Origin of the sequence: Actinomycetospora sp., from assembly GCF_036497585.1 — a bacterium.
GTDB lineage: Bacteria > Actinomycetota > Actinomycetes > Mycobacteriales > Pseudonocardiaceae > Actinomycetospora.
Window position 1 is genome coordinate 1 of sequence record NZ_DASXJD010000227.1, and the last position, 26784, is coordinate 26784.

Here is a 26784-nt window from a genome sequence, read left to right on the forward strand (position 1 = left end):
GCGGTTCCGCCCCCTCGGCCGCGTCCGGCGCCCCGAGCAGGCCGCGGACGAGGTCCGTGCCGACCAGCCCCGTCCCGACCAGGTCCGTCCCGACCAGGCCCGTCCCGACGGGGTCCCGACGGAGCACGCACCGCGCCCCGACGTGCCGGCGCCGCGCTCCGGGGCGTTCCCCCCGCCGGGCTACGCACGGGGGCCGATGCCGCCCGCCCCGCCCACGACTCCGGTGCGCACCGCCCCGGCGCCGGGTGCTCCCGGACCGGGCTACGGCTACGGGCCGCTGCCCCCGCCCGCGGCGCGGCCCGCCCCGGCAGGCGCGGCCCCCACGGGCTACGTGCCGTGGAGCGCGGTCACCGTCGCCTGGTGGAGCGCCGTCGCGGTGCTCGCGGGCGGGGTCGTCGGCGGCGCCATCGGCGTGCTGTCGCTGCTGCTGCCGGCCTGAGCCCCCCGGGCGCACATCGTCGTCTCACGCGCGGCCAGTACCGTGGTCGACGTGCCGCCCGCCGACGCCACCACGTACCTCGCCCTCGGGCCGCAGTGGTTGGACCCGAGCTACATCATCTCCAGCCTCGGCCCCTGGGCGTTGCTGGGCGTGGCCCTCATCATCTTCGCCGAGTGCGGTCTGCTCGTCGGGTTCTTCCTGCCCGGTGACTCACTGCTCTTCATCACGGGCCTCGCGGCCACCACCGGCCTCATCGGGGCCCCACTGTGGCTGGTGTGCGCGGTGCTCGCCGTGGCCGCGTTCGCGGGCAACGTGTGCGGCTACTACATCGGCCGTGCCGCCGGCCCGGCGATCTTCGACAAGCCGAACTCCCGCCTGTTCAAGCGCGAGAACGTCGACCGGACCCAGAAGTTCTTCGACAAGTACGGCAACCGGGCCATCGTGCTCGGCCGGTTCGTGCCCATCGTGCGGACCTTCATCACGGTCATGGCGGGCGTCGGGCGCATGGCGGCCCGCCGGTTCCTGGTGTTCTCCGCGATCGGCGCGGTGGCCTGGGCCGTCGGCGTGACGCTGCTCGGGGCGGTGCTCGGCCAGTTCGACGTCGTGAAGAACAACATCGAGGCGATGCTGATCCTGGTCGTCCTGCTCTCCCTCGTCCCCATCGGGATCGAGGCCCTGCAGGCCCGCCGCGAGCGCAAGCTCGGGGCCTCGCACCTGGCCGAGGAGACCCTCGACGGCGCGAACGACGACGCGCCGACCACCCGGATCCCGCGCCCGCCGCAGCGCTGAGCTCAGGTCGCGTGGGCGCGCACCCACGCGTGCATGACGATCCCAGCCGCCACTCCCGCGTTGATCGACCGGGTGGAGCCGAACTGCGCGATCGACACCACCCGGTCCGCCGCGGCGGCCGCCTCCGGGGTGAGCCCGGGACCCTCCTGCCCGAAGAGCAGGACGCACCGGCGCGGGAGCTCGGTGGTCTCCAGCGGCTCCGCGCCGGGCCCGTTCTCGACCGCGACCACCGTGAGCCCCTCGGCGCGGGCCCAGGCGGCGAGATCGGCGACGTCCGGGTGGTGCATGACGTGCTGGTACCGGTCGGTGACCATCGCACCTCGCCGGTTCCAGCGGCGTCGTCCGACGATGTGCACCGCCGCGGCCAGGAACGCGTTGGCGGTGCGCACGACGGTTCCGATGTTCGCGTCGTGGCGCAGGTTCTCGATCGCGACGTGGAAGGGGTGCCGGCGGCCGTCGAGGTCGGCGACGATCGCCTCCCGCCGCCAATACCGGTACCGGTCGACGACGTTGCGCCGGTCACCGGCCCTGAGCAGCTCCGGATCCAGCCGCGGGTCCGCCGGCCACGCCTCGGGCCCGCCGGGCCACGGGCCGACGCCGACCTCCCCGGCGCTCCACTCGGTGGGTCCGGGAGCGTCCTCGCCGGGGTCGGTCACCCCAGGCCGAGGTCGGCGAGGCCGAGCAGCGAGCGGTAGGGCACGCCGCGCCCCTCGATGACCTCGGCCGCGCCGGTGGCCCGGTCCACGATCGTCGCGACGCCCACGACCTCGGCGCCTGCCTCCCGCAGCGCGTCCAGCGCCGTCACGGGGCTGTCGCCGGTGGTCGAGGTGTCCTCCACGACGAGGACGCGCCGGCCGGCCACGTCGGGTCCCTCGATCCGCCGCTGCATGCCGTGGGCCTTGGCCTCCTTGCGCACGACGAACGCGTCCACCGGCGGTCCGGGGGCGTGCATGATCGCCGCGCCCACCGGGTCGGCGCCCATCGTCAGCCCCCCGGCAGCGTCGTAGGACCAGTCCGCCGTCATCTCCCGCAGCAGGCGGCCGATCAGCGGAGCGGCCTCGTGGTGGAGGCTGATCCGCCGCATGTCGACGTAGTAGTCGGCCTCCCGGCCTGACGACAGCGTGACGCGGCCGTGCACGACGGCGAGCTCGCGGGCCAGGGCGGCGAGACGGTCGCGGGCGGCGGGATCCACGTCCGGGCCGCCGCCGACGGCGGCCCGCGTGGTCGTGGCGTCGCTCATGGGCGCCATTGTCCGCCCGAGACGGACACGGGTCCGCTCAGCCCCGGCCGGAGGCGCTGCGCCGGGCGAGCCGCTGGACGAGCCGCAGCGGGGCGAGCCGGCTGCCGGCCACGATCGCCTTGTACACCGCACTCGGCACCGAGAGCTCCCGGCGCCGGTCGAAGTCGGCGAGCGCGTCGGCCACCACCCGGTCGGCCTCCAGCCACAGGAACCCCGGGCCGGGCCGGCCCTGCCCGAGCCGCTGGTGGAACTCGGTCTTCGTGTAGCCCGGGCACAGGGCCATGACGTGCACCCCGGTGCCGTACACCGACATGAAGAGGTTCTGCGAGAGCGCGGTGACGTAGGCCTTGCCCGCGCCGTAGACCGAGCCGCGGCCGGGCAGGAACCCCGCCACGCTCGACAGGTTGACGACTCCACCCCGGCCGCGGGCGAGACCATGCCCGGCAGCGCGGCCCGGCACAGCAGCATCACGGCGGTGACGTTGACCTCGTGGTTGGCCGCGAGCACGGCCGGGGCGGTCTTGGTGAACTCGCCCGCCGTGCCGTAGCCGGCGCTGTTGACGAGCAGGTCGACCGGGGCCTCGTCGTCGCCGGGCTCGGCGAGGCGGCGCTCGACGCGGGCGCGCGCGGCCGGGTCGGCGAGGTCGGCGACGAGGACCTGCGTCCGGGCGCCGCGCTCCCCGAGCCGCCGGGCCAGCGCGTCGAGGCGGGCCTCGTCGCGCGCCACGAGCACGAGGTCGTACCCCCGGCCCGCGAGCTGCTCGGCGAACTCGGCGCCGATCCCCGAGCTGGCGCCGGTCACGAGCGCGACCGGCCGGGTGATCGTCCCTGTCATCGCCCGCGGAACGGGCCGCTGCGCCAGGTGGCGCCCTTCGACGACCGCGGGCCCTCCGACGGCGCGTCGGAACCGGGGTCGTCCTGCTCGAGGTCGTAGGGGATGTCGCCCGGGCGGTCGCGGTGGGTGGGCTCCGAGCCGCCGCGGGTGAAGGGGCCCGAGTCCTCGTCGCCCGAGGCGAACCGCTCCAGCTCCTCGTCGTACTCGAGGTCCTCGTCCTCGTCGCGGGCACCGGCGGTCCGGCCCGCTCCCCGGCCCGGTCCGCGACCGCCGAGGGTGGTGGTCGGGGCCTCGTCCGTGGCGCGCGGCACCGTCGTGGTCGGTGCCTCGTCCTCGCGGGTGCCGCGCCCCGTCGTCGTCGGGGCCTCGTCGACGGCGGGGCCCTCGCGCGCCCGCCCGGCGACGACGGCCGTCGGGGCCTCGTCGGCGGGGCTGCCGGCGGCGCCGGACCCGGGCGAGCCGCCGCCCTCGACGGCCTCCTTGATCGCAGCGGACACGTCGACCAGCGACTCGATGAGGCCCTCGACACGGTCCGGGGCGGCCTCGGGCTCGATCGACGCCAGCACCCAGGTGTCCTCGGCCCACACCAGCGGGACGTCGGCGCCCACCCGGTCGGCCGCGTCGGTGACCTGACGGGTCAGCAGCTTGCGGCCCTCGAGGGCGTTGCTGACGAACGCGTAGCGGCGCCCGACCTGCCCGAGGTTGTCCAGCTCGTCGTCGTCGGGCCGGGGCGACTCGGGCAGCCGCAGCTCGATCGCGACCGGCACCGCGATCGTGCCCCGCACCGCCGCGACCGTCGCGACGGTCACGCCGTCCTGCTCCTGATCGAAGATGCAGCCCAGCCGGCGACCGCCGGGGCCGGGCACCGCGCCGGTGGCGACGTCGTACGCCGCCCGGGGGCCCTCGCCGCGCAGCGTGCCGTAGCGCCAGGCGTGCGGCGGCGAGGACAGCGCGTCGGTGAACTCCCAGCCCTTCGCCGCCGCCCAGTCACGCCGGCCGTTGCCCCGGCGGGACGGGCGCGCGCGGTCGTACCAGAGCAGCAGCGCGCCGCCGGCTGCGGCGACGAGCGCCACGACGAACCAGATCCAGGCAGGCACCCGGCGAGCGTACGGCCTGCCCCCGACCCCACCGGCGGACGACACTCGGGGCGCGGTCGCCTTTCTCTCCGGCGACGCGCCTGCTCAGGGGCGGTGCCGGCGCGGTTAGGGTCGATCGGGTGAGCGCCACCCTCGTCGCGCGGGGCGTCTCGGCCACGCACGGCGCCCGGACGATCTTCTCCGCGCTCGACCTCACCGTCTCCCCGGGCGACGTCGTCGGCCTCGTCGGGGCCAACGGCGCGGGCAAGTCCACCCTGCTGCGCATCCTCGCCGGGCGCACGGCGCCGGACACCGGCACCGTCGAGCTCGCGCCGCCCACGGCCACCGTCGGGTACCTGCCCCAGGAGCCGGCGCCACGGCCCGGTGAGACGGTCGCGGGGTTCCTCGCCCGCCGGACCGGGGTCGGCGCTGCGCAGGCGGAGCTGGACGCCGCCACCGCGGCGCTCGGCGAGGGCGAGGCGGGCGCCGACGAGCGCTACGCCGACGCGCTCGAGCGCTGGCTCGCCCTCGGCGGGGCCGACCTGGAGGAGCGCGTCCCGGCGGTCGCCGAGGACCTCGGGCTCGCCCTGGCCGACGGGACGCCGATGACGGCGCTGTCGGGCGGCCAGGCGGCGCGGGTGAACCTGGCGGCGCTGCTCCTCGCCCGCTTCGACCTGTTCCTGCTCGACGAGCCGACCAACGACCTCGACCTCGCCGGCCTGGAGCGCCTGGAGCGCTTCGTGCGGGGACTGCGCGCCCCGACGGTGCTGGTCAGCCACGACCGCGAGTTCCTGGCGCGGACCGTCACCGAGGTGGTCGAGCTCGACCTCGCCCAGCAGCAGGTGGCGCGCTACGGCGGCGGGTACGAGGCGTACCTGGTGGAGCGGGAGGTGGCCCGCCGACACGCGCGCGAGGCCTACGACGAGTACGCGGACAAGCGCGAGGCCCTCACGTCGCGGATGCACGAGCAGCGCAACTGGCTCGAGCACGGCGTCCGGAACGCCCGCCGCAAGGGCGCGAAGGCCGACTCGGACAAGAACGCCCGCAAGTTCCGCGCGGAGGCCACCGAGAAGCAGGCCTCGAAGGTCTCGCAGACCCAGCGGCGGATCGAGCGGCTCGAGGTCGTCGAGGAGCCCCGCAAGGAGTGGGAGCTGCGGATGGCGATCGCGGCGGCCCCGCGGTCGGGGACGGTGGTGGCGTCCCTGTCCGGGGCGGTGGTGTGGCGGGGCCCGTTCCGGCTGGGGCCGGTGACGCTGCAGCTCGACTACGGCGATCGGGTGGCGGTGACCGGCGCCAACGGCGCGGGGAAGACGACGCTGCTCGCCCTGCTGCTGGGCCGGCTGGCCCCCGACGCCGGGTCGGCATCGCTGGGGTCCGGGGTCGTCGTCGGGGAGGTGGACCAGGCGCGGGAGGTGCTGTCGTCCGGGACGTCGCTCCTGGATGCCTTCTCCCGCGAGCCCGAGGTCGACCGGTGGCCCACCGCCGAGGTGCGGACCCTGCTCGCGAAGTTCGGGCTCGGCGCCGAGCACGTGCACCGCAGCGCCGACTCGCTCTCCCCCGGCGAGCGCACCCGCGCCGCGCTCGCCCTCCTGCAGGCCCGGGGGGTCAACCTGCTGGTGCTCGACGAGCCGACCAACCACCTCGACCTCCCCGCGATCGAGCAGCTGGAGTCGGCGCTCGCCGCGTACGAGGGGACCCTGCTGCTGGTCACCCACGACCGCCGGATGCTCGCGGCGGTGTCGACGACGCGGCACTGGCACGTCGAGGCCGGGCAGGTGCGGGAACTCTGAACCGACCGAAGGGCACCCTCGCTCAGATGGATCGAGCGAAGGTGCCCCTCGGTCGGAATCCGGGCCGGGCCGGCGGTTCCGGCGAGGGGCGCCCTCGGCCGATCTAGTCGACCGAAGGTGCCCTTCGCTCGGAAAACCGGGGGCCGGCCCTACTCGGCCCGCGACACCGTGAGCGTGCCCGCCCCGACGTCGGCGTCCTTGTCGAGGTCGACCCGCACGGTGTCGCCCTCACGGACCTCGCCGCCGAGGAGCTCGCGGGCGAGCTGGTCCCCGATCGCGGACTGCACCAGCCGGCGCAGCGGCCGCGCCCCGTAGACGGGGTCGAAGCCCTGCAGCGCCAGCCACTCCTTCGCGGCCTCGCTGACCTCCAGGGTGAGCCGGCGACCGGCGAGTCGGGAGGCCAGCCGCTGCACCTGGATGTCGACGATCGACGTCAGCTCCTCGGTCGAGAGCGCGTGGAACACCACGACGTCGTCGAGCCGGTTGAGGAACTCGGGCTTGAAGGAGCGCTTGACGACCTCCATGACCCGCTCGCGTCGCCCGGCGTCGTCGAGCGACGGGTCGGTCAGCGCCGCCGAGCCGAGGTTCGAGGTCAGCACGAGGATCGTGTTGCGGAAGTCGACCGTGCGGCCCTGGCCGTCGGTGAGGCGGCCGTCGTCGAGGACCTGCAGGAGCACGTCGAAGACGTCCGGGTGGGCCTTCTCCACCTCGTCGAGCAGCACCACCGAGTACGGCCGGCGCCGGACGGCCTCGGTGAGCTGGCCGCCCTGGTCGTAGCCGACGTAGCCGGGGGGCGCCCCGACGAGCCGCGCGACCGAGTGCTTCTCGCCGTACTCGCTCATGTCGATGCGGATCATGGCCCGCTCGTCGTCGAACAGGAACGCCGCCAGCGCCTTGGCCAGCTCGGTCTTGCCGACCCCGGTGGGCCCGAGGAAGAGGAACGAGCCGGTCGGCCGGTCCGGGTCGGAGACGCCGGCCCGGGTGCGGCGCACCGCGTCGGACACCGCGCGCACCGCCTCGGCCTGGCCGACGACGCGGCGGCCGAGCTCGTCCTCCATGCGCAGCAGCTTCTGGGTCTCGCCCTCGAGCAGGCGCCCCGCCGGGATGCCGGTCCAGGCGGAGACGACGTCGGCGACGTCGTCGGGCCCGACCTCCTCCTTGAGCATGACGGGGCCGGCAGCGGCCGAGGCCTCGTCGGCGGCCTCGAGCTCCTTCTCCAGGGCCGGGATCCGGCCGTAGCGCAGCTCGGCGACCTTGGCGTAGTCACCGTCGCGCTCGGCGCGCTCGGACTCCCCGCGCAGCGCCTCGAGCTGCTCCTTGAGGTCGCGGGCGGAGTTGATGGACTCCTTCTCGCCGGTCCAGCGGGCAGTCAGCGCGTCGAGCTCCTCGCGCTTCTCGGCCAGCTCGGCGCGCAGCGCGACCAGCCGGTCGGCCGACGCGGCGTCGGACTCCTTGGCCAGCGCCATCTCCTCGATCTCGAGGCGGCGCACGGCGCGCTCCACCTCGTCGATCTCCACCGGCCGCGAGTCGATCTCCATGCGCAGCCGCGAGCTGGCCTCGTCGACGAGGTCGATCGCCTTGTCGGGCAGGAACCGCGCGGTGATGTAGCGGTCGGAGAGGGTGGCGGCGGCGACGAGCGCGGCGTCGGTGATGCGCACGCCGTGGTGGACCTCGTAGCGCTCCTTGAGCCCGCGCAGGATCCCGACGGTGTCCTCGACGGACGGCTCCCCGACGAGGACCTGCTGGAAGCGGCGCTCCAGCGCCGGGTCGGACTCGATGTGCTTGCGGTACTCGTCGAGCGTCGTCGCGCCGACCATCCGCAGCTCGCCGCGCGCGAGCATGGGCTTGATCATGTTGCCGGCGTCCATCGCGGACTCGCCGGTCGCGCCGGCGCCGACGATGGTGTGCAGCTCGTCGATGAAGGTGATGACCTGGCCGGCCGAGTCGGTGATCTCACCCAGCACGGCCTTCAGCCGCTCCTCGAACTCCCCGCGGTACTTGGCGCCCGCGACCATCGAGCCGAGGTCGAGCGCGACGACCTTCTTGTCCCGCAGCGACTCGGGGACGTCGCCCGCGACGATGCGCTGCGCGAGGCCCTCGACGATCGCGGTCTTGCCGACGCCGGGCTCGCCGATGAGCACCGGGTTGTTCTTCGTGCGCCGCGACAGCACCTGCACCACGCGCCGGATCTCGGCGTCCCGCCCGACGACGGGGTCGAGCGCGCCGGAGCGGGCACGCTCGGTGAGATCCTGGCCGTACTTCTCCAGGGCCTGGAAGGTGCCCTCGGGGTCGGCCGAGGTGATGCGCCCCGAGCCCCGGACCTTGCCGAAGGCCTCCTGCAGCGCCTCGGGGGTGGCGCCGTGACGCTTGAGGATCTCGCTCGTGCGCCCGCCCGCGGCGGCGGCACCGACCAGCAGGTGCTCGGTGGAGACGTACTCGTCGCCCATGTCGGCGGCCAGCTGCTGGGCGTGGGTCAGCACGCGCGCCGAGTCGCCGTCGAACTGCGGCGCGGACACGTTGGACCCGGTCGCGCTCGGCATCGAGGCGATCAGCCGTTCGATCTCTCCGCGGACCGCCGCGGGGTCGGCCGACACCGCCTTGAGCAGCGGCGTGGTGATGCCGTCGGTCTGGTCGAGGAGGGCGACGACGAGGTGGGCCGGGGACACCTGCGGGTTCCCCGACGCGGTGGCGGTGCGGACCGCGGCGGACACCGCCTGCTGGGTGCGCGTCGTCGGCGAGAAGTCCATCTGCGTGGCCTTTCTGGTGACCCGGTGGTGGCCGGGTCTCGCGTGCTGGTGATCGTGCGGGGTCGGGGGGTGGGTCGGTCCTCGACGCGCCGGGACGCGTGCTCGGTGACCCTTCTCCCGGGGCAACGCCCCGAGAGTTGAGTCTCTTCCGCTCAACTCATGGTGGTTTCGACGTTCCGGACATCCCGGTCAGCACTGTGAGTGACGATTCGGGGACGGTTGGCTGTCGCGCGGCACGCTCTGTCATGATGGCCCCGACCCAGGCGAGGGACGGGACTTCGCCGGGCGACGAGGGGAGTTCGGCATGTCGGCGGAAGCTGCCGAGCCGATCGGCCCAGCCGTGCCGAGGGGTAGGGCTGTGCGCGAGGGCACGAGCGGGGACGAGGCCCCCGCCCGCGCCGAGCGCCCCGCCGACCCCCCACCGCCCGCCGGCCCCGTGCCCCCGGCCAGTGGGTCCGAGCCCGGCCGTGTGCTGCGTCTGGTCCCGGCCGCGGCCCGCCCCACCGCTCTGGCTCCGCCGCCCACGGTGCCCCCGCCCCCCGAGGCACCGCCGACCGCCCCGCTGCCCTCGCCCGCTCCGCGCACGGTGGCGTCCGCCCCGCGCCAGGTCCCCGACGACGCCCGAACCACCATCGTGCCGCGGGTCCCCGCGGAGCCCGCACCCGACGAGGCCCCCGCTCCCGAGGCCCCGGCCCCCGAGGCCCCGGCCCCCGAGGAGCAGGCCCCCGAGGAGCAGGCCCCCGAGGCCCTCACCCGCGAGGTCCCGGCCGCCGGTCCCGCCGAGCAGCCCCGGCCGACCCGGGCCGAGCCCGCGCCGACCGCCGCGGCCCCCGCGGTCCGCCCCGGCGTCACGACCCCCCTGACGGCGCCGCGCTCCGACGTGGCCCTGGCCGGCGAGGCCGTGCGCGCCATCTGGTCCCGCCTCGACGACCAGGAGGCCGACCTCGCGCACTGGTTCGCGGCGCTGCTGTTCAGCCTCGCACCCGGGCTGCGCGCGCAGTTCCCCACCCAGGCCGACCGCGCGGCACGGCGCCTGCTGCGGGCGGCGATCGCCGCGATGTCCGCGGTCGACCGGCCGCAGGAGCTCGCGGCCGCGGTCGGCGGGCTGGCCAAGGAGACCCGCGCGCTGGGCCTCGACGCGACCGCCGACGAGCCCGTCGGCGTCGCCCTCGTCGGGGCGGTGCGGGAGTTCGCCGGCGAGCTGTGGGCGCCGGGCGCCGACGCCGCCTGGGTCCTGGCGTACTCGCTGGCGGCCGAGCCCGCCCGACGTCGGGCGGCGACCCTGCCCGGCGTCGTCACCGGCACCGTCGTGGCCCACCGGCGGCTGAGCTGGGACCTCGCCGTCGTGACGGTCGCGCCCGACACCCTCGTCGACTACCGGCCCGGGCAGTGGGTCACCGTCGAGGTGCCGCAGCGCCCGCGGATGTGGCGGCGTCTGACGCCCGCCGGGGCGCCCCGCGCGGACGGCCACCTCGAGTTCCACGTGCGGGCGGTGCAGGGTGGCTGGGTCAGCCGCAGCATCGTCGCGCACAGCCAGTGCGGAGAGCGCTGGAACATCGGGCCCGCCGAGGGCGACCTCACCGCCGACGCCGCCGCCGAGCGGGAGCTGCTCGTCGTCGCGGGCGGCACGGGTGCCGCCGTCGCGCTGGCGCTCTGCGAGGACCTCCACGCCCAGGCCGCCCGGGGCGTCGACGTCCGACCCACCACGGTCGTCGTCGGCGGCCGGACCCCGGAGGACCTGCACTCGCTGGACCACTTCGCCGTGATCGCCGAGGACGCGCCGTGGCTGGCCGTGGTGGGGGCCTGCGAGTCCGACCCGCTGGACCTCGAGCTCGCGCCGGGCACCGTCGTGGAGGCGGTCACCCGCTCCGGGCCGTGGCTCGAACACGACGTCGTGATCGCCGGGTCCCCCGAGATGATCCGGGCGACCACGGCCGCGCTGCTGGTCGACGGCGTCCCGTTGGACCGGATCCATTACGACCCCTTCACCGAGGACGACGAGGACTGACGACCCGGCGGGTCAGGTCTCGTCCTCCTCCGGCTGCTCGGGCTCCGGGCGGCCCGACCGGCGGCCCGGCTGCCAGACGACGACGGACTGGGTGCGCCGCACCGGGAGCAGGTCACCGCGGCCGCCGCGCTGCTCGGAGAGCGCCTGGAGCCGGACCTGGGCGCGGGCGAGCTCGTCGGTGACCTCGGCGAGCCGGTCGGTCAGCTGGTCGACCTCGCGCTCGAGCTCGATGATCCGCTTGATGCCCGCGAGGTTGACGCCCTCCTCCTGCGAGAGCCGCTGCACCTCCCGCAGCAGCGCGATGTCGCGCACCGAGTAGCGGCGTCCGCCGCCGCTCGCCCGGCCGGGGCGGACCAGGCCGATGCGGTCGTAGGAGCGCAGCGTCTGGGCGTGCATGCCGGAGAACTCGGCGGCGATGGAGATGACGAAGACCGGGGTGTCCTCGTCGGCCCACGCCGGCAGACCGGGGATCGACGAGCCGCCCGCGGTCCCGTCGGCACCCCGGGCCCCTCGCCGCGCGCTCACGACGCCGCCTCCCTGCGACCGGCCTCCGCCCGATCCAGGAGGTGGGCGCGGGGGTCCTCGCCGGCCGTCGCGCGGGCGTACGCGTCGAGGGCCTCGTCGGCCTCGGCGGAGATCCGGGAGGGGACGGCGAGCTCGAGGGTGACGAGCAGGTCCCCGGGGGTGGCGTCCTTGCGCTTGACCCCGCGTCCGCGGACCCGCAGCGTGCGGCCGGCGGAGCTGCCCGGCGGCACCTTGAGCGAGATGCGGCCGTCGAGGGTCGGCACGGTGACGGTGGCGCCCCGGACGAGCTCCGGGTAGGTGACGGGCAGGGCCAGCGTGAGGTCGTCGGGGTTCTTGCCCGAGCGACCGAACACGGCGTCGGGGGCCACGTGCACGATGACGTAGAGGTCACCGGAGGGCCCGCCGCTCGGGCCGGGCTGCCCCTTGCCGGCGAGGCGGATGCGCTTGCCGTCCTCCACGCCCGCCGGGATGCGGATGGTCAGCGTCCGGGGGCGCGAGCTGACGCCGTCGCCGCCGCACTCCGGGCAGGGGTCGTCGACGAGGTGACCGGTCCCGCGGCAGTCCGGGCAGGGCTCGCTGAAGGCGAACGCGCCCTGGCTGCGCGAGACGAGCCCGGCACCGCCGCAGCGCGGGCAGGTCCGCGGGGTGGTGCCCGGCTTGGCGCCCGAGCCCTCGCACGTCCCGCAGCGCATCGGCGAGGTCAGCCGCAACGGCAGCGTCGCGCCGTTGACGGCCTCGGCGAAGTCGATGCGGACCTCGGTCTCGACGTCGGCGCCGCGGCGGCGGCGCGGGCTCGTCGTCCCGCCGAGACCTCCGCCCATGCCGCCCACGCCGCCGGTCGGGTCGGTCGTGGTGCCGGCCCCGCCCATGCCGCCGAAGATGCCGCCGAGCAGGTCACCGAGGCCACCGCCCGCGCCCCCGGACCGGCCGCCGCCGAAGAGGTCGTTGACGTCGAAGCCGCCGGTGGCCCCGGTGCCCGCGCCGCGGCCACCGAACCCGCCCCCGCCGAGGCCGCCGAAGCGGCCACCGGCGAACAGGCTGCGGGCCTCGTCGTACTCCTTGCGCTTCTCGGGGTCGGAGAGGACCCCGTAGGCCTCGCCCGCGGCCTTGAACTTCGCCTCGGCCTTGGCATCGCCGGGCTTGGTGTCGGGGTGGTTCTCCCGCGCGATCTTGCGGTAGGCCTTCTTGATGTCGTCCTGCGAGGCGTCCTTGTCGACGCCGAGCTCGCGGTAGAAGTCCTTCTCGAGCCAGTCACGATTCGCCATCGTGGGTTCGTCCTCCCTCCCGCGAGCCCGGCGTGCGCCCGGGCACTCCCGTCAGTGTGGTTCGCGCGGGGCCGGACCGGGAGTCCCGGTCCGGCCACTCACGCGGATTCGTTCCCGCCGGTGGAGCCGCTGTTCGCGGGCACCGCGTCGGGATCGTGGTCGGTGACCTCGACCATCGCCGGTCGGAGCACCTTCTCGCCGAAGCGGTAGCCCCGGCGCATCACGGTGGTGACGGTCGGGCCGTCGACCTCCGCCGAGGTGCCGTGCGCGACGGCCTCGTGCACCGACGGGTCGAACGCGTCGCCGACCTCGCCGAACCCGGTCAGCCCGGCCCGCGTCAGGGTCTCGGTGAGCCGGTCGGCCACCACCTTGAAAGGGCCGGTCAGGTCGCCGTGCGTGCTCGCGCGCTCGACGTCGTCGAGCACGGTGAGCAGGTCGCCGGCGATCTGGGCCTTGGCGCCCGCGACCGTGGCCTCGCGGTCACGCTCCACGCGGCGCCGGTAGTTGGCGTACTCCGCCGAGACCCGCTTGAGGTCGGCGGTGCGCTCCTCGAGATCGGTGCGCAGGCGGGTCAGCTCGGGGTCCGACGGTGTGGTGCCCTCCGGACCCTCGACGCCGTCCGCGGTCGCGGTGCCGCTGGTCGGGACGCCGCCCACGGCGGCGTCCGGAGCCTGGTCGCCGTCCGCGGGCACACCCTCGACGGTCGTGCCGCCCGGCGCGTCCGGACCGGCACCGAACTCCTCCCGGTGGTCCTCGACCGACTCCTGGGCCGGCTGCTCCACGGAGACCTCCTCCTCGGGTCCGCCGCGCCCGGCCGTGGGGCCGGGCGCGGCATCGGTGTCCGGCCTGGTCACTGCTTCTTGTCGTCGTCGACGATCTCGGCGTCGACGACGTCGTCGTCGCCGCCGGCACCCGTCTCGCCGTCGGCCGCACCCGCGGCCCCGGCGTCGCCGCCCTGCTGCTGCTGGGCGTAGATCGCCTGGCCGAGCTCCTGGGAGTCGGTCGCGAGCTTCTCCACCGCGGACTTCACGGCCTCGGTGTCGTCGCCCTCGAGGGTCTTCTTGAGGTCGTCGAGCGAACCCTGGACCTTGTCCTTGACCTCCGAGGGCACCTTGTCACCGTTCTCGGAGAGCACCTTCTCGGTCTGGTGGACCAGCGACTCCGCCTGGTTGCGGGTCTCGGCCTCCTCGCGACGCTTGCGGTCCTCGTCGGCGTGCGCCTCGGCGTCGGCGACCATGCGGTCGATCTCGTCCTTCGACAGCGCGGAGCCGCCGGTGATGGTCATCGCCTGCGACTTGCCGGTGCCCTTGTCGACGGCCGAGACGTTGACGATGCCGTTGGCGTCGATGTCGAAGGTGACCTCGATCTGCGGCACGCCCTGCGGGGCGGGCGGCAGACCGGTCAGCTCGAACATGCCGAGCTTCTTGTTGTAGGCCGCGATCTCGCGCTCGCCCTGGAAGACCTGGATCTGGACCGACGGCTGGTTGTTCTCCGCCGTCGTGAAGACCTCGGACTTCTTGGTGGGGATCGTCGTGTTCTTCTCGATGAGCTTGGTCATCACGCCGCCCTTGGTCTCGATGCCCAGGGACAGCGGGGTCACGTCGAGCAGCAGGACGTCCTTGACGTCACCGCGCAGGACACCCGCCTGCAGCGTGGCGCCGACCGCGACGACCTCGTCGGGGTTCACGCCCTTGTTCGGCTCGCGGCCGCCGGCGAGCTCCTTGACCAGATCGGACACGGCGGGCATGCGGGTGGAGCCACCGACCATCACGACGTGACTGATCTGCCCGACGGAGATGCCGGCGTCCTTCACGACCTGGTTGAACGGCTTGCGGCACCGCTCGAGCAGGTCGGAGGTGATCCGCTGGAACTCCGAGCGCGACAGCGTCTCGTCGAGGAACAGCGGGTTCTTGTCCGCGTCGACCGTGATGTAGGGCAGGTTGATGCTCGTGGAGGCCGAGCTGGACAGCTCGATCTTGGCCTTCTCGGCGGCCTCACGGAGCCGCTGCATCGCCATCTTGTCCTTGGACAGGTCGATGCCCTGCGAGCTCTTGAACTTGTCGACGAGCCAGGTGATGATCCGCTCGTCCCAGTCGTCGCCGCCGAGGTTGTTGTCGCCGTTGGTGGCGCGCACCTCGACCACACCGTCGCCGATGTCGAGCAGCGAGACGTCGAACGTGCCGCCGCCGAGGTCGAAGACGAGGATCGTCTGCTCGGCCTCGCCCTTCTCCAGCCCGTAGGCGAGGGCGGCCGCGGTGGGCTCGTTGACGATGCGCAGCACGTTGAGGCCCGCGATCTGACCGGCCTCCTTGGTGGCCTGGCGCTGCGCGTCCTCGAAGTAGGCCGGGACGGTGATCACCGCATCGGTGACCTCCTCGCCGAGGTAGGACTCGGCGTCGCGCTTGAGCTTCATCAGCGTGCGGGCGCTGATCTCCTGCGCGGTGTACTTCTTGCCGTCGATCTCGGTGGTCCAGTCGGAACCCATGTGCCGCTTGACCGACCGGATGGTGCGATCCACGTTCGTGACGGCCTGGTTCTTGGCCGACTGGCCCACCAGCACGTCTCCGTTGCGGGCGAAGGCGACCACCGACGGGGTGGTGCGGCTGCCCTCGGAGTTGGCGATGACCGTCGGCTCGCCGCCCTCCAGGACCGCGACCACGGAGTTGGTGGTGCCGAGGTCGATGCCGACCGCTCGCGCCATGCTGACGACTCCTCTCGATGAGTCCATGTCGAAAATTGCTGTGAGCCCGTCGCGCTCAAGTCTACCGACCCTGATCGTCGGGGCGACCCGGGGGTGAGCCCTGTGCGCTCAACTTGCTCTCACTGCCGCCAACGAGCGACGTCCCGGACTTGTTCCCGGTGCGCTCAACTATGCCCGCGGAGCGGTGCCGGGGCGGGTCGCGAGCGGGACGATGCCCTTCTCGGTGAAGCTGACGGGGCGGACGCCCAGCGGGACGCCGGTCTGCTGCGCCTCCATGATCTTCCCGCCGCCGAGGTAGAGGGCCACGTGGTGGATGGAGTCCGGATCGGAGCTGTCGTAGGCCCAGAAGAGCAGGTCACCAGGCTGGGCCTGGGCCACCGGGACGTGGGCGCCCGCGCCGTACTGGTCGCGCGCCACGCGGGGCAGCACCACTCCCGCGGACTGGAAGGCCCGCAGCATGAGCCCCGAGCAGTCGAAGCTCGACGGCCCGGTGGCGCCCCACACGTAGGGCTTGCCGCTCTCCCCGACCGCGAAGTCGATGGCGCTCCTCGCGACGCCCGGCGGGAGGGAGGTGGCCACGCCCGCCGTCGGGCCCTCGGCGCAGGGCCGGATCGCGCTGGTGACGCCCGCGAGGTCGCCGACCAGGCTCGCCGCGAGTGGCTCCCACTTGGCGTAGGCGCCCGGGAACGCCGAGCGCTGCACCGTCTGCGCGGCCAGGGTCACCGGCATGTCCGCCCACCCCGGGACCGCGAGCAGGTGGGTGAGGAAGGTCTGGGTGGAGTGGACCGGGTCGCGGACCTGGTCCGGGGTGCCCCAGCCCTGGCTGGGGCGCTGCTGGAAGAGGCCGAGCGAGTCGTGGTCGACCGCGACGTCCATCCCCGACACCCCCATCCGGGACTCCTGCATCGCCGTCGCCAGCGCGACGATCCAGGCCCGCGGCGGGGCGTCCATGCCCTTGGCGACCCCGACGATCGTCGCCGCGGCCTGGCGCTGCACCGGCTGGAGGTCGGCGGCGGTGCGCGGCACCCCGACGGCGGCCCGCCCGCCCGCGTCGCAGGTCCCGGCCGCGTCCTGGTCGCCGCCGCCGGTGAACTGCCCGACGACGAGGAGGCCGCCGAGCAGCACCATGACGAGGGCGAGCGCGAGCACCCCGACGGGGATGAGCAGGCGCAGGAAGCGCAGCCGGACGGGCAGTTGCGGGATCCGGGCGCGGTCGCGCTCACGCTGCGGCGGTGGGACCAGGGTGGACACGGCGGGACCTCACGAGGCCCGGTCGTAGCCGGCCACGCGCCAGTCGGCCGCGCCGACCTGCACGACGAGCAGCTGGAGGGTGACCGCGTCGGTCGGTACGTCGACGCGCAGCGAGTCCGGGTGCACCTCCACGGCCTGCGGCGGCCCGGTGACCCGCGAGGACGGCACGTTCGACGGGTCCACCGACGCGAGCACCGGCAGGTACTCGTCGGTGGTGTACGGCGCGAGCCGCTGGCTCCACGCGGCGCCGGTCACGCCCGCCGGGTGGTCGGCCCACGCGGTCGCCCAGCGTTGCGCGACCCCCAGGGCGGCCTGCGGCGCCGCCGAGAGCGGCAGGTTCGTGGGGGTGAGCTCCGGTGGCGGGGCGGCCGCGCTCGGGACCGCGGTCACCGTCGGGACGTCGGGGACCGGCGCGAGGGCGCTCGAGGAGTGGCCCGAGCGCGACGAGGCCCAGGTCCCGAGGTAGGCGACGCCGGCGACGACGGCCGCGAGGGCGACGAGCACGACGAGGAACCGGACCGGGGAGTGCAGCGGCCACTCCCACAGCCCGCGGTAGGCCCCCGAGCGCCCACGCCTAGTCCGGATCGGCACGGGTCGCTCCCGGGGTCACGGCCGGACCGCCCTGAGCGGCCGAGCCGGACGGGTCCGATGGGGCATGGTCGACCCGGCTCTCGAGCACCCGCCCCTCGACGACCTGGCCGTGGCCCTCCATGCGTCGCGACGGCCGGTAGAGGCGCTGCGACGGCGCCCCGTCGACCTCCGGGACGCGGGGCGCGGCCCGCGGCAGGGCTGGGCGGGACGCGTCGATCTCGCGGCGAGGGACCCCGCCCTCCCCCGCCGCGCCGGACGCCGGCCGGACGACCTGCGAGTCGACGTGCACGGTACGCACGGGCCGCGCCCGGCCCGCGTCGTCGACCGACTCCTCGGGGCGCAGCACCGGGCCGCCGCGGCCTCGTTCCGCCCGGTCGCCCCACCACGTGTCCTCCTGGCCGTCGGGGCCGCGCAGCCGCCCGAAGGCGCGGCCCAGCGCGCCGGTCCCGGCGGCCGGGAAGATCCCGCCGACCTGCTCGCGCGTCAGGGTCACCATGGACGTGAGCCGCCGGAAGGGCCGCGAGACCGCCCAGAGGATGACCGTGACGACGCCGGTGACCAGCAGTCCGAGCCAGGTGTCGACCCCGGAGCCGGGCCGGAAGAGCGAGATCACCAGCAGCGAGTGCAGGCCGGCCAGGGCCCCGACCAGAAGCGTGTTCACCAGCGCCGCGCCGCCGATGCGCAGCATGGCTGGCATCACCTCGGGCTTGAGCAGCGCGACCACCGCCAGCGCGGGCGCCACCATGACGAGCAGCCGGATCATGAGCATCGACACCAGCACGAGCACCTTGCTCATGAGCTGGAACAGCGCGATGCAGGCGGCCTGGACCAGGGCGAGCGCGCCGGCCCCGACCCGGGAGCCCGACCGGCCCTGGAAGTAGGAGTAGCGGTCGCCGACCTTGTTGGCGATGTCGGTGAACTGCTGCTTCTTGGCGTCGGCCTGCGCCTGGCCGTCCTGCCCCGTCGCCACCTCGACCTTGGTGAACGTCTGGGCCTCGAGCAGCGGCCGGCCGAGGTCGCGGGCCTGGGGCACGTCGGCGGAGCCGAACTCGCCGCGCAGCCAGTTCGAGTAGACGATCTGGTCGGTGAGCACCGTGGGCAGGGTGTTCTGGTCGCCGACCCCGACCTGGCGCAGGAAGCCCTGCTGCATCGCGGTGACGCCGTCCAGCAGCACCCCGTCCAGCGCCCGCGACCACTGGATCGGCGCCGCGTACGCCGCCGCCGCCAGGCCCAGCGCGAGGACCGCGACGAGCCCGCGGCGGGCCTGCTGGGAGAGGTCGCCACGCATGGCGAGCACGAGCATGATCACGGCGAGCGCTGCCAGCGCGACCCCGACCCACGTCGTGAACACGGCCTGGTACATCGCCCGCGTCCCGGTCTGGATCACGCTGTCCAGCGGCGTGAGCAGGCTCGAGCCGCGCGCGATCAGGTAGTGGGCCCAGTCGACGCCGCCCACGATGAGCTTGGCGACGTCGAAGACCTGGTTGCCCAGCCAGGTGTCGGTGGCCGCCGCGGGGTCGCGGGCGCCGCCGGGGCCGCAGCCGAGGTCGTAGGTCCACCAGACCTGGCCGGCGTAGCCGACCTGGTCGTAGACGCTGCCCGGGGTCCCGACGCCGATCGGCGCGGGGTCGAGCGAGCCGACGAGCCCGGTGCCGGGGCGGTCGGGGTCCGGCGGGGCCTTGCAGTCGAACGCCTGGGCCGAGGCCGTGCCGCCGACGAGGACCAGGCCGGCGACGAGCGACCCGACGACGAGCAGCGCCCGGGTCCGGCCCGTCCGAGGAAGCGACAGCCGGGGTAGGCGGGGCCGCCGCCGGTGCGTGAGCCGCGCCGTCCTGGCGTCTGACGCCGGCATCGTGCCGTTGCTGCCGCGGAGGACCGACCACAGGAAACGGGTGAACGGCGCCGTGCTCTCGCTGGACGCCAGGAACGTGCCGTTGCTGCCACCGGCACGACGGGCCGCCACGCGCCGCGAGCCCCGCCGCCACCCGATCACCAGCGCCGCGACGACGATGGCGACGACGACGGTCACCCGTCGCCTCCGCCCCGTCCCGGCCCGCGGCCGACCGCGACGCCGTCATCGCCGGAGCCGCCGGACCCGTCGCCGTCGCTCCCGGACACCGGCTCCCGCGGGGTGCGCGCGGCCGGGCCGGGTCCGGGGTGATCGTCGCCGGGCTCGCGGGCCTCCGGGGCGGTGCGCCGTGGCGGGGTCGGCAGGTGGGCGCGGCGGGCGTCGGGGTTGGTGTCCAGGGCCGTGCGCAGGTGCGACAGGTGGTGGCCCTCGAGGTCGACGCGGATCTTCTCGACGCCGCCGTGGCCGTCGGAGAAGACGAACTGACGGGGGGTGTCGTCCGGGTCGTCGTCGTGGTCGCCCATCGAGCGCGACGCCGTCGGGCGGGGGGAGAGCGTCCCGAGCATCTCCTCGTAGCCGACGTCGGTGGGCACCCGCAGCAGCCGCAGTGCCTCGGCCTGCGCCTCGGCGTCGTCGGTGCGCCCGACGAACACCGCGTCGACCAGCGAGGCGAACCCCGGCACGCGGAGCAGGTCCCCGGCCAGCTGCGAGGCGAACAGCGCGCGGACGTTGAACTTCCGGGAGTCGCGGGCGAGCCGGTCGATGAGCACCTTGCCGGTGGGGATCTGGGACAGGAAGTGCGTCTCGTCGAGCGCGACGCCCTTCCGCAGGTCCCGGTCGGCGGTGTAGACGGTGCGCTGGGTCAGCCACGAGGCGAGGTTGAGCAGCTCCACGGCCAGCGACTCACCGTCGGTCCACTCCTCGCGCGGGCTGCCGGGGCGGGGCAGCGACATCCCCTGCATCGTCAGGACGGTGAGCCGGTAGTCCTCCTCGTCGAGGATCGAGGGATCGCCGGTCGCTCCCCCGCCCGCCCTCTCGTCCGGGCCGCGCGGGTCGGCCGGGTCCGGGGTGTGCTCGGGGAAGAGCAGCGCGGCCTGGGGCAGCTCGCGGCGCTCCTCGAGGAAGTCGGCGACGACGTCGGCGTGCTCCTCGCCCTCTCGGGCGTGCCGGCGCAGGGTCGCGATGACCTGGCCCGGGTCGCGGTGCTGTCCGCCGCCGACCTCGCGGACCGCGCGCAGCAGGACGATGCGGGTGTGGGGCAGGCGCGCCACGTCGTAGGGCAGCAGACCGGTGAGGACGTCGAGGACGAGCCGGCGCCGGGTGGCCGCGGCGAGCGAGCGCTCGCGGCGCCAGGCCTTCTCCGGGTCGGGTTCGTCGAGGAAGTGGTCGCGGCGGGGCTCGGCGACGACGCGGTACGGGTTGAGGATGCCGGGGTCGGCGCCGAGCAGGTGGATGTGCCGTGAGAACGGCGCGAGCTCGGGCAGCCGGGTGAGCTCGGCCAGCGGCCCTGACGGGTCGAGCACGGTCCAGCGCGCCCCGGCCCGCAGCGTCTTGTAGACCATCAGCCCGGTGAGGAAGGACTTCCCCGAGCCCAGCCCACCGACGACCGCGGTGAGGCCGGACGCGCGCCGCACCTCCTGCGCCATCCACGGGTCCCACGCGACGGGGCGGCGGGTCGCGGTGCAGGTCTCGCCGAGCAGCACCCCGCGCCGGTCGCCCACGCTCGCCGACGCGGCGGGCACCCCGGCGGCCACCCAGGTCACCGAGCCGCGGCGTCGGTAGGCGGTGGAGGCCAGCGGCTCGCCCGGGATGAACTCCCGCGCGTAGGCGTACTGGGCCTCGGGGTGCTCGAGGGCCACCCGCGGCCGGTAGAGGTCGAGCACCTGCTGGGCACGGGTGAGCGCCTCGGACTCGTCGCGGCCGGACACCGCGACCCGCCACCAGCCGTAGACGCGCGTGTTGAGCTGGGTGAGCCCGCCGGAGAGCTCGTCCTCGATCTGGAGCACCCGGTCGGCCTGGCGCTCCAGGGACCTCGGCGGGTCGAGGTCGTGGTCGTGGGTGTAGTGCCGGATCTGGCTGCGGACCTTGCCCATCTGGCGCTGCAGCTCCCCGGTGACCTCCTCGGGGCGGCGCACGTAGATGCGCGCGGACCACTCGACGGGGAAGGGGAGGCGGTCGCTGCGCTGCATCCACGGGTCGTCGGCCTCGGGGATGCGCAGCGAGTCCATCAGCCCGACCGAGAGCACCGCGACGTGGCGCGACACCGGCTGCAGGCCGTGCCGGCCCTGGACGGTGACCGTGGGCGCGTAGGGCTCCTGGTACATGGCGACGCCGTCGGTGAACGCGGCGAGGTCCTCGTTCTCCCAGGCCACCCCGGCCTCGGCGTGCACCGAGCGCGGCGCGGGGAGCCCGAGCGCGCAGGAGCGGTGCATGAGCCAGGCCATGTCCTCCGCGGTGCAGGGGACGCCGTCGAGCCCGGGCCCGGAGACCAGCGCGTCCACGTGCGCGATCTCGGTCTCGAGCGCGGTGAGCTCGGCGGTCGCGGCGGAGGGCAGCACGCGGTGCAGCAGCGGCGAGGCGGACTCCAGCCAGCGGTCCACCAGCGAGCGCCCGGAGACCTCGACGCCGAGGAACACCTCCTTGTCGGCCATCGACAGGCCCATGAGGTGGGTCTGCTCGCCGGTGAGGAAGTCCTCCCAGCCCAGCGCGCCCCCGACGTCGGGCAGGCGTCCCGGGGAGTTGCGGTCGAAGGCCTCGGCCCACCGCGCGACCGGGTAGGGGCGGCTGGTCACGCGTAGGTGGCACCAGCGGCCCTGCAGCTCGCCGAGCTGGTTGGCGATGCGGCGGATGAGCGCCTCGCGCTGGGAGTCCGACCGGAAGCTCCACGGCTGCGGGGCCAGGCGGTACCAGGCCGTGACCGTGGACGCGGTGCGCGCGATGTTGCCGTCGATCGAGCGCAGCGCGATGTCCGAGCGGAACGACGGCGTGGACGAGGCGCCCGCGAGGGCCCGTCCCCGACGACGGCGGGTCGGGCCGGTGCGCAGCCCGGCGGCGGCGCGGGGGTGCTCCTCGGCGTCGTCGTGCTCGTCCCGCTCGGGGCGCTCCGGCTCCGCGGCGTCGCCGAAGGCGTCGAGCAGGTCGTCGTCGCCGGGATCGTCGTCGGGCTCCGGACGGTCGACCGGGACGATCTCGGCCGGCCGTGACGCGGACCACCCCGGGAAGGTCCCCCAGCCCGGCTCCCCGGGCTCCGGCCGATCCTCCCGGGCTTCGGGCCATGGCGTGGACCACGACGAGCGACGGCGGCCGGACTCGGGCCGGCGGCCGGCGTCAGGACCGCGCCGGCGCAGCACCGTCGCCCTCCTCGTCGCGCGGGAGGGGCGTCTCGGGGCGCTCGGGCGGGGACGTCGGGGAGGCCGCCGTCGCGCTCGGGCCGTAGCGACGGGGGCCGGAGGCGGGGCGCGAGCGCGCGGGGCGGGTCCGGGTGGTGGCCCCCGGGCGGTCGGCGCGCCGGGCGGTGACGTGCAGCACGCTGTCGTCGTCGCCGGGCGGCGACCCCGCACCCGTCGTCGGGCGCGGGGGTGGGGTCGGGACGGTCCGGCCGCCCCGGGTGGTCCAGGAGCGGCGGGTGCGACGCCGGGGCCGGCGCGCCTCCGGGTCCTCCGGAGGGGGCGTCCCGGTGCGCCTCGCGGCACGATCGCGGACGGCGAGCGCGCCGTGCGGGTCGGTGCGGCCGGCCGGGAGGGCGCGGCGCGGGCGGGCGGCCTCGATCGCGACGTGGCCGGTGCCGACGCGGCTGCCCTGGCCCCGGGTGCGCCGGCGCGGGCCGCGCAGCTCGTGGAAGAAGAGGGTGAGCCACTCGAGCAGCGGACGGTCCTCGTCGATGCGCTTGGCCACGAAGCGGACCACGACGACGGTGATGAGCAGCGCCCACGCCACGGAGAAGAAGCCGATCGGGATGCCGAGGCGCCGCTGGAAGAACATCACGACGATCATGACGATCAGCCCGACGCCGTAGCTGGAGTACCGGGCACGCCACGGGAACGTCGCGCGGGGCGGGCCGAGCCAGACGGCGTCGACCCGGTACACGTCGTCGTCGGTGCGGATCTGCACCCGCGTCACCCCGTGATCAACTGGGCCAGGAACTGGCCGACCGCCGGGCCCTGGCCCGAGACGGCGATACCCAGGGCGACCAGACCGACGAGGAGCCCCACCCCGCGGCGGGCGACGCCGGCGTTGTCGCCACGACCACCGATCCACAGCATGATGACGGCGATGCCCAACAGGATCAGCGGGACGATGTTGTCGCGGATCCAGCCCTGCAGGCCGTTGGTGCCGAGCCCCTGCGCCACGACGGCCGACCCGTACGCGTGCAGATCGGGGATCGGTACCGCGCCGACCACCTGCGCGCCGAGGGTCGTGACGGTCATGGCGGTGGTCCTCCCCGGACGTTCGATGGCACTGTCCTCGGCCGATCTCGACCGGTCGAGTAAACACGGCGGCCGCCGGACCTGACCACCCCCTCTCGTCGCGGGGTGCGACCGACTGCCACACGGTGGGTCACCGTGTGCCGTGGACCCCGCGCGCGGGTCACGACGACCGCGGCTCATGGTGGCCCCAAGATGAGGCGTGTGGGGGGACGCGCGCCCGACCGCACCGCCGGACGTCGTCCAGGGGTCACCACAGGGTGAGCACGGGCGGCTACCGGGTGTCGGCGACGGGCGTTCGTGGGTCGGTGGTTACCGATGAGTAGTTTCTCATCGCGCTCGTCGGGACGCCGTCACGACCAGCCGATACAGTGCGCCGAACGACGGTTGTCGACCCGTGCCGCCCGGGCAGGGGTCCGCTGGGAGGTCGAACAGTGCTCGTCCGATTGATCCTGGGGCTCGCGCTCACGGTCGCCGTGGGGGCCATCGCCGCCCGGCGGGCGTGGTGGCTCTTCACGCTCATCCGCTCGGGCCAGCCCGACGCGAAGCGCGCCGAGGGCCTCGGGGGCCGCGTACGCGCGCAGTTCGTCGAGGTCTTCGGCCAGCGCAAGCTGCTGCGCTGGTCCATCCCCGGTCTCGCCCACCTCTTCACGATGTGGGGCTTCATCATCCTGCTGACGGTCTACATCGAGGCCTACGGCGCACTGTTCGTGGACGACTTCGCGATCCCGGGCATCGGGCACTCCCCGATCCTGGGCTTCCTGCAGGACTTCATCGCCGTGATGGTCCTCGTCTCGATCATCACCTTCGCGATCATGCGCGTTCGCCAGGACCCGGAGCGCAAGGAGCGGTCCTCGCGCTTCTACGGCTCGCACACCAGCGGCGCCTGGATCGTCCTCTTCCTGATCTTCAACGTGGTGTGGACGCTGTTCGTCTTCCGCGGCATCGAGTCCGCGGCCGGCAACCTGCCCTACACCTCGGGCGCCTGGGTCTCGATCGGGGTCGGTCAGCTGTTCACCGGGCTCTCCCCGTCGACGCTGTTCGTCCTCGAGACGATCATGGTGCTGCTCCACATCGGCGTCGCGCTGATCTTCCTGGTGCAGGTGCTCTACTCCAAGCACCTGCACATCTTCATCGCGCCGATCAACGTCGCCGCCAAGCGCCTGCCGAAGGCCCTCGGCCCGCTGCAGCCCCTCGAGCACGACGGCAAGCCGATCGACTTCGAGGACCCGCCCGAGGAGGCCTCGTTCGGTCGCGGCAAGATCGAGGACTTCACGTGGAAGGGCATGCTCGACTTCGAGACGTGCACCGAGTGCGGCCGCTGCCAGTCGCAGTGCCCCGCATGGAACACCGGCAAGCCGCTGTCGCCGAAGCTGCTGATCATGGACCTGCGCGACCACATGCTCGCGAAGGCGCCGTACATGATCGGCGGCAAGGACATGCCCGACGAGGGCGGCGTCGACATGGACGCGAGCCTCGGCAAGAACGAGCACGGCGGCCACGGCGTGCCGGAGTCCGGGTACGAGCGCCACCCCGGCACGGACGACGTCCAGGCCGTCCGCCCGCTGGTCGGCACCGCCCAGCAGCTCGGTGTCATCGACCCCGAGGTCCTCTGGTCCTGCACCACCTGCGGCGCCTGCGTCGAGCAGTGCCCGGTCGACATCGAGCACGTCGACCACATCGTCGACATGCGCCGCAACCAGGTCATGATCGAGTCGGAGTTCCCCGGCGAGCTCGGGGTGCTCTTCCGCAACCTGGAGAACAAGGGCAACCCCTGGGGCCAGAACAACTCCTCGCGCATGGACTGGGCGAAGGACCTGCCCTTCGAGGTGCCGGAGTTCGACGGTGAGCTGCGTCCCGAGACCGAGTACCTCTTCTTCATCGGGTGCGCGGGCGCGTTCGACGACAACGCCAAGAAGACGGTGCGCGCGACCGCCGAGCTGCTGCACATCGCCGGCGTCGACTACGTCGTGCTCGGCAAGGAGGAGAGCTGCACCGGCGACCCGGCGCGGCGCTCGGGCAACGAGTTCCTCTTCCAGATGATGGCCATGCAGACCAAGGAGATGCTCGACAGCGTCTTCGAGGGCCGCGGGCCGGGGACGCGCAAGATCGTCACCACCTGCCCGCACTGTATGAACACCCTCGGCCGCGAGTACCCGCAGCTCGACGGCCACTACGAGGTGGTCCACCACACCCAGCTGCTCAACCAGCTGGTCCGGGAGAAGAAGCTGGTGCCGGTGGCGCCGGAGCCCTCGCCGGTGCCCACCGCGAAGCTCGATATCCGGCCCTCGACCAACCTGCAGTACCACGGGCCGCACAACGACGGCACCGAGCCCGGGTTGGTCAAGGCCAACGGCCACAGCACCGGCTCGCACCCCGAGGACCAGGCCGCGCCGGCCGCCGTCGCGCTCGCGGAGAAGGACGGGTCGTCGTCGAACGGTCACTCGAACCGCCCCTCGAGCGGCCACGGCGGGTCCGGCCCGAAGACGGTGACCTACCACGACCCGTGCTACCTCGGCCGCCACAACGAGGTGTACACCCCGCCGCGCGAGCTGGTGGAGGCCGCGGGTGCCGTGCTCAAGGAGATGCCGCGTCACGCGGACCGGGCGCTGTGCTGCGGCGCCGGCGGTGCGCGGATGTGGATGGAGGAGAACATCGGCAAGCGCATCAACATGGAGCGCGTCGACGAGGCCATCTCCACCGAGCCGGACACGATCGCGACCGGCTGCCCGTTCTGCCGCGTCATGCTCACCGACGGGCTGACCGAGCGGCAGAGCGAGTCGAAGGCGGTCGGCACCGAGGTCATGGACGTCTCCCAGATGCTCCTGGCCGCGGTGAAGCGGGGTACGCCGGCGCCCGCCGCCGACGTGGAGGCCGAGACGGTCGCGGTCTCGTCGGTCGACGCGGAGACCACCGCGGTCTCGTCGGTCGACGCGGAGACCACGGCCGTGTCGGAGGTCGGCGAGGGCTCGGAGCCCACGCCGGAGGCGGAGACCGACGGTCCCGGCGACTCCGACCCGTCGACGGCCGCCACCTCGGCGAACGTGAAGAACCCGGGCGAGTAGCGAGCCGCGTCCATGCTGTTCTGAGCGAAGGGCCCCTTCGGTCGAGTAGATCGACCGAAGGGGCCCTTCGTTCGTTCCGGACCCTCGCAGTCCCGGAAGAAGATCCGAACGTCGTGAGCGTGTCGCATCGAACCTTGGGCGTGTCGCTCCCGAGATCGCGATCATGCCCGGCCCGGGTGCTCGGCCCGAC

The 26784-nt window shown here is 74.4% G+C and carries 18 protein-coding genes and 2 pseudogenes; 5 read left to right on the plus strand and 15 right to left on the minus strand.

The window, feature by feature from the left end:
• Both VGH76_RS23920 and VGH76_RS23925 read left to right on the plus strand, forming a co-directional pair.
• Positions 1 to 439 (plus strand): annotated as a pseudogene (locus VGH76_RS23920) (hypothetical protein); the annotation flags it as partial.
• A 42-nt stretch (positions 440 to 481) separates the two neighbouring features.
• A complete protein-coding gene (locus tag VGH76_RS23925; RefSeq protein WP_331559254.1) occupies positions 482 to 1228 on the plus strand; it encodes a DedA family protein in 747 nt (248 codons plus the stop codon).
• Between the two features lie 2 nt (positions 1229 to 1230).
• Here the strand turns inward: VGH76_RS23925 and VGH76_RS23930 are convergent, their stop codons facing one another.
• From VGH76_RS23930 to VGH76_RS23945, 4 genes and pseudogenes are all read right to left on the minus strand, one after another.
• A complete protein-coding gene (locus tag VGH76_RS23930) occupies positions 1231 to 1884 on the minus strand; it encodes an RNA methyltransferase (protein ID WP_331559255.1) in 654 nt (217 codons plus the stop codon).
• Positions 1881 to 2468 (minus strand): orotate phosphoribosyltransferase, encoded by a 588-nt coding sequence (gene pyrE / locus VGH76_RS23935; RefSeq protein ID WP_331559256.1) that lies wholly within the window; start codon positions 2466 to 2468, stop codon positions 1881 to 1883. The genes VGH76_RS23930 and pyrE overlap by 4 nt, the downstream gene beginning before the upstream one ends.
• A 37-nt stretch (positions 2469 to 2505) precedes the next feature.
• Positions 2506 to 3302 (minus strand): annotated as a pseudogene (locus VGH76_RS23940) (SDR family NAD(P)-dependent oxidoreductase).
• Positions 3299 to 4399 (minus strand): hypothetical protein, encoded by a 1101-nt coding sequence (locus VGH76_RS23945; protein ID WP_331559257.1) that lies wholly within the window; start codon positions 4397 to 4399, stop codon positions 3299 to 3301. The pseudogene VGH76_RS23940 and the gene VGH76_RS23945 overlap by 4 nt, the downstream one beginning before the upstream one ends.
• A 119-nt stretch (positions 4400 to 4518) precedes the next feature.
• Here VGH76_RS23945 and VGH76_RS23950 point away from each other — a divergent pair, with 119 nt between their 5' ends.
• Entirely contained in the window at positions 4519 to 6168 is a 1650-nt protein-coding gene (locus VGH76_RS23950; protein ID WP_331559258.1) for an ABC-F family ATP-binding cassette domain-containing protein, read from the plus strand.
• 149 nt (positions 6169 to 6317) lie between these two features.
• Here VGH76_RS23950 and clpB read toward each other — a convergent pair whose 3' ends face one another.
• Positions 6318 to 8915: an ATP-dependent chaperone ClpB gene (gene clpB, locus VGH76_RS23955; protein WP_331559259.1), complete on the minus strand. Its 2598-nt coding sequence runs from the start codon at positions 8913 to 8915 to the stop codon at positions 6318 to 6320.
• Between the two features lie 358 nt (positions 8916 to 9273).
• Between clpB and VGH76_RS23960 the strand changes: the two genes are divergently transcribed.
• Complete coding sequence (locus VGH76_RS23960) at positions 9274 to 10923, plus strand: FAD-binding oxidoreductase (RefSeq protein ID WP_331559260.1); 1650 nt, start codon at positions 9274 to 9276, stop codon at positions 10921 to 10923.
• Between the two features lie 12 nt (positions 10924 to 10935).
• On the opposite strand, the gene VGH76_RS23965 is transcribed toward VGH76_RS23960, so the two are convergent.
• The 10 genes from VGH76_RS23965 to VGH76_RS24010 all read right to left on the minus strand — a co-directional run bounded on the left by VGH76_RS23965 (position 10936) and on the right by VGH76_RS24010 (position 23532).
• Positions 10936 to 11448 (minus strand): heat shock protein transcriptional repressor HspR, encoded by a 513-nt coding sequence (locus VGH76_RS23965; protein ID WP_331559261.1) that lies wholly within the window; start codon positions 11446 to 11448, stop codon positions 10936 to 10938.
• Positions 11445 to 12713 carry a DnaJ C-terminal domain-containing protein gene (locus VGH76_RS23970; protein ID WP_331559262.1) on the minus strand — a complete coding sequence of 423 codons (1269 nt, stop codon included), beginning with the start codon at positions 12711 to 12713 and terminating at the stop codon, positions 11445 to 11447. The genes VGH76_RS23965 and VGH76_RS23970 overlap by 4 nt, the downstream gene beginning before the upstream one ends.
• Positions 12714 to 12811: 98 nt before the next feature.
• Complete coding sequence (gene grpE, locus VGH76_RS23975) at positions 12812 to 13495, minus strand: nucleotide exchange factor GrpE (protein WP_331559263.1); 684 nt, start codon at positions 13493 to 13495, stop codon at positions 12812 to 12814.
• Between the two features lie 68 nt (positions 13496 to 13563).
• A complete protein-coding gene (dnaK, locus tag VGH76_RS23980) occupies positions 13564 to 15414 on the minus strand; it encodes a molecular chaperone DnaK (protein ID WP_331559264.1) in 1851 nt (616 codons plus the stop codon).
• Between the two features lie 168 nt (positions 15415 to 15582).
• Positions 15583 to 16587, minus strand: a complete 1005-nt coding sequence (locus VGH76_RS23985) for a C40 family peptidase (RefSeq protein ID WP_414637801.1) — start codon at positions 16585 to 16587, stop codon at positions 15583 to 15585.
• Positions 16588 to 16674: 87 nt separating this feature from the next.
• Positions 16675 to 17256 (minus strand): hypothetical protein, encoded by a 582-nt coding sequence (locus tag VGH76_RS23990; protein WP_331559266.1) that lies wholly within the window; start codon positions 17254 to 17256, stop codon positions 16675 to 16677.
• A complete protein-coding gene (locus tag VGH76_RS23995) occupies positions 17240 to 19285 on the minus strand; it encodes a hypothetical protein (RefSeq protein WP_331559267.1) in 2046 nt (681 codons plus the stop codon). Before VGH76_RS23995 ends, VGH76_RS23990 begins: the two co-directional genes overlap by 17 nt.
• Positions 19282 to 22452: an ATP-binding protein gene (locus tag VGH76_RS24000; RefSeq protein ID WP_414637802.1), complete on the minus strand. Its 3171-nt coding sequence runs from the start codon at positions 22450 to 22452 to the stop codon at positions 19282 to 19284. Before VGH76_RS24000 ends, VGH76_RS23995 begins: the two co-directional genes overlap by 4 nt.
• Positions 22433 to 23215 (minus strand): hypothetical protein, encoded by a 783-nt coding sequence (locus tag VGH76_RS24005; RefSeq protein ID WP_331559268.1) that lies wholly within the window; start codon positions 23213 to 23215, stop codon positions 22433 to 22435. Before VGH76_RS24005 ends, VGH76_RS24000 begins: the two co-directional genes overlap by 20 nt.
• A gap of 5 nt (positions 23216 to 23220) precedes the next feature.
• Positions 23221 to 23532 (minus strand): hypothetical protein, encoded by a 312-nt coding sequence (locus VGH76_RS24010; protein WP_331559269.1) that lies wholly within the window; start codon positions 23530 to 23532, stop codon positions 23221 to 23223.
• 431 nt (positions 23533 to 23963) lie between these two features.
• Here VGH76_RS24010 and VGH76_RS24015 point away from each other — a divergent pair, with 431 nt between their 5' ends.
• Positions 23964 to 26594 (plus strand): 4Fe-4S dicluster domain-containing protein, encoded by a 2631-nt coding sequence (locus VGH76_RS24015; protein WP_331559270.1) that lies wholly within the window; start codon positions 23964 to 23966, stop codon positions 26592 to 26594.
• Positions 26595 to 26784 lie beyond the last annotated feature (190 nt).

Excerpts from the sequence above, each read along its gene's own strand:
- VGH76_RS24010 (WP_331559269.1), bottom strand. The coding sequence starts at position 23,532 with ATGACCGTCACGACCCTCGGCGCGCAGGTGGTCGGCGCGGTACCGATC.
- VGH76_RS23970 (WP_331559262.1), bottom strand. The coding sequence starts at position 12,713 with ATGGCGAATCGTGACTGGCTCGAGAAGGACTTCTACCGCGAGCTCGGC.
- dnaK (WP_331559264.1), bottom strand. The coding sequence starts at position 15,414 with ATGGCGCGAGCGGTCGGCATCGACCTCGGCACCACCAACTCCGTGGTC.
- clpB (WP_331559259.1), bottom strand. The coding sequence starts at position 8,915 with ATGGACTTCTCGCCGACGACGCGCACCCAGCAGGCGGTGTCCGCCGCG.
- pyrE (WP_331559256.1), bottom strand. The coding sequence starts at position 2,468 with ATGAGCGACGCCACGACCACGCGGGCCGCCGTCGGCGGCGGCCCGGAC.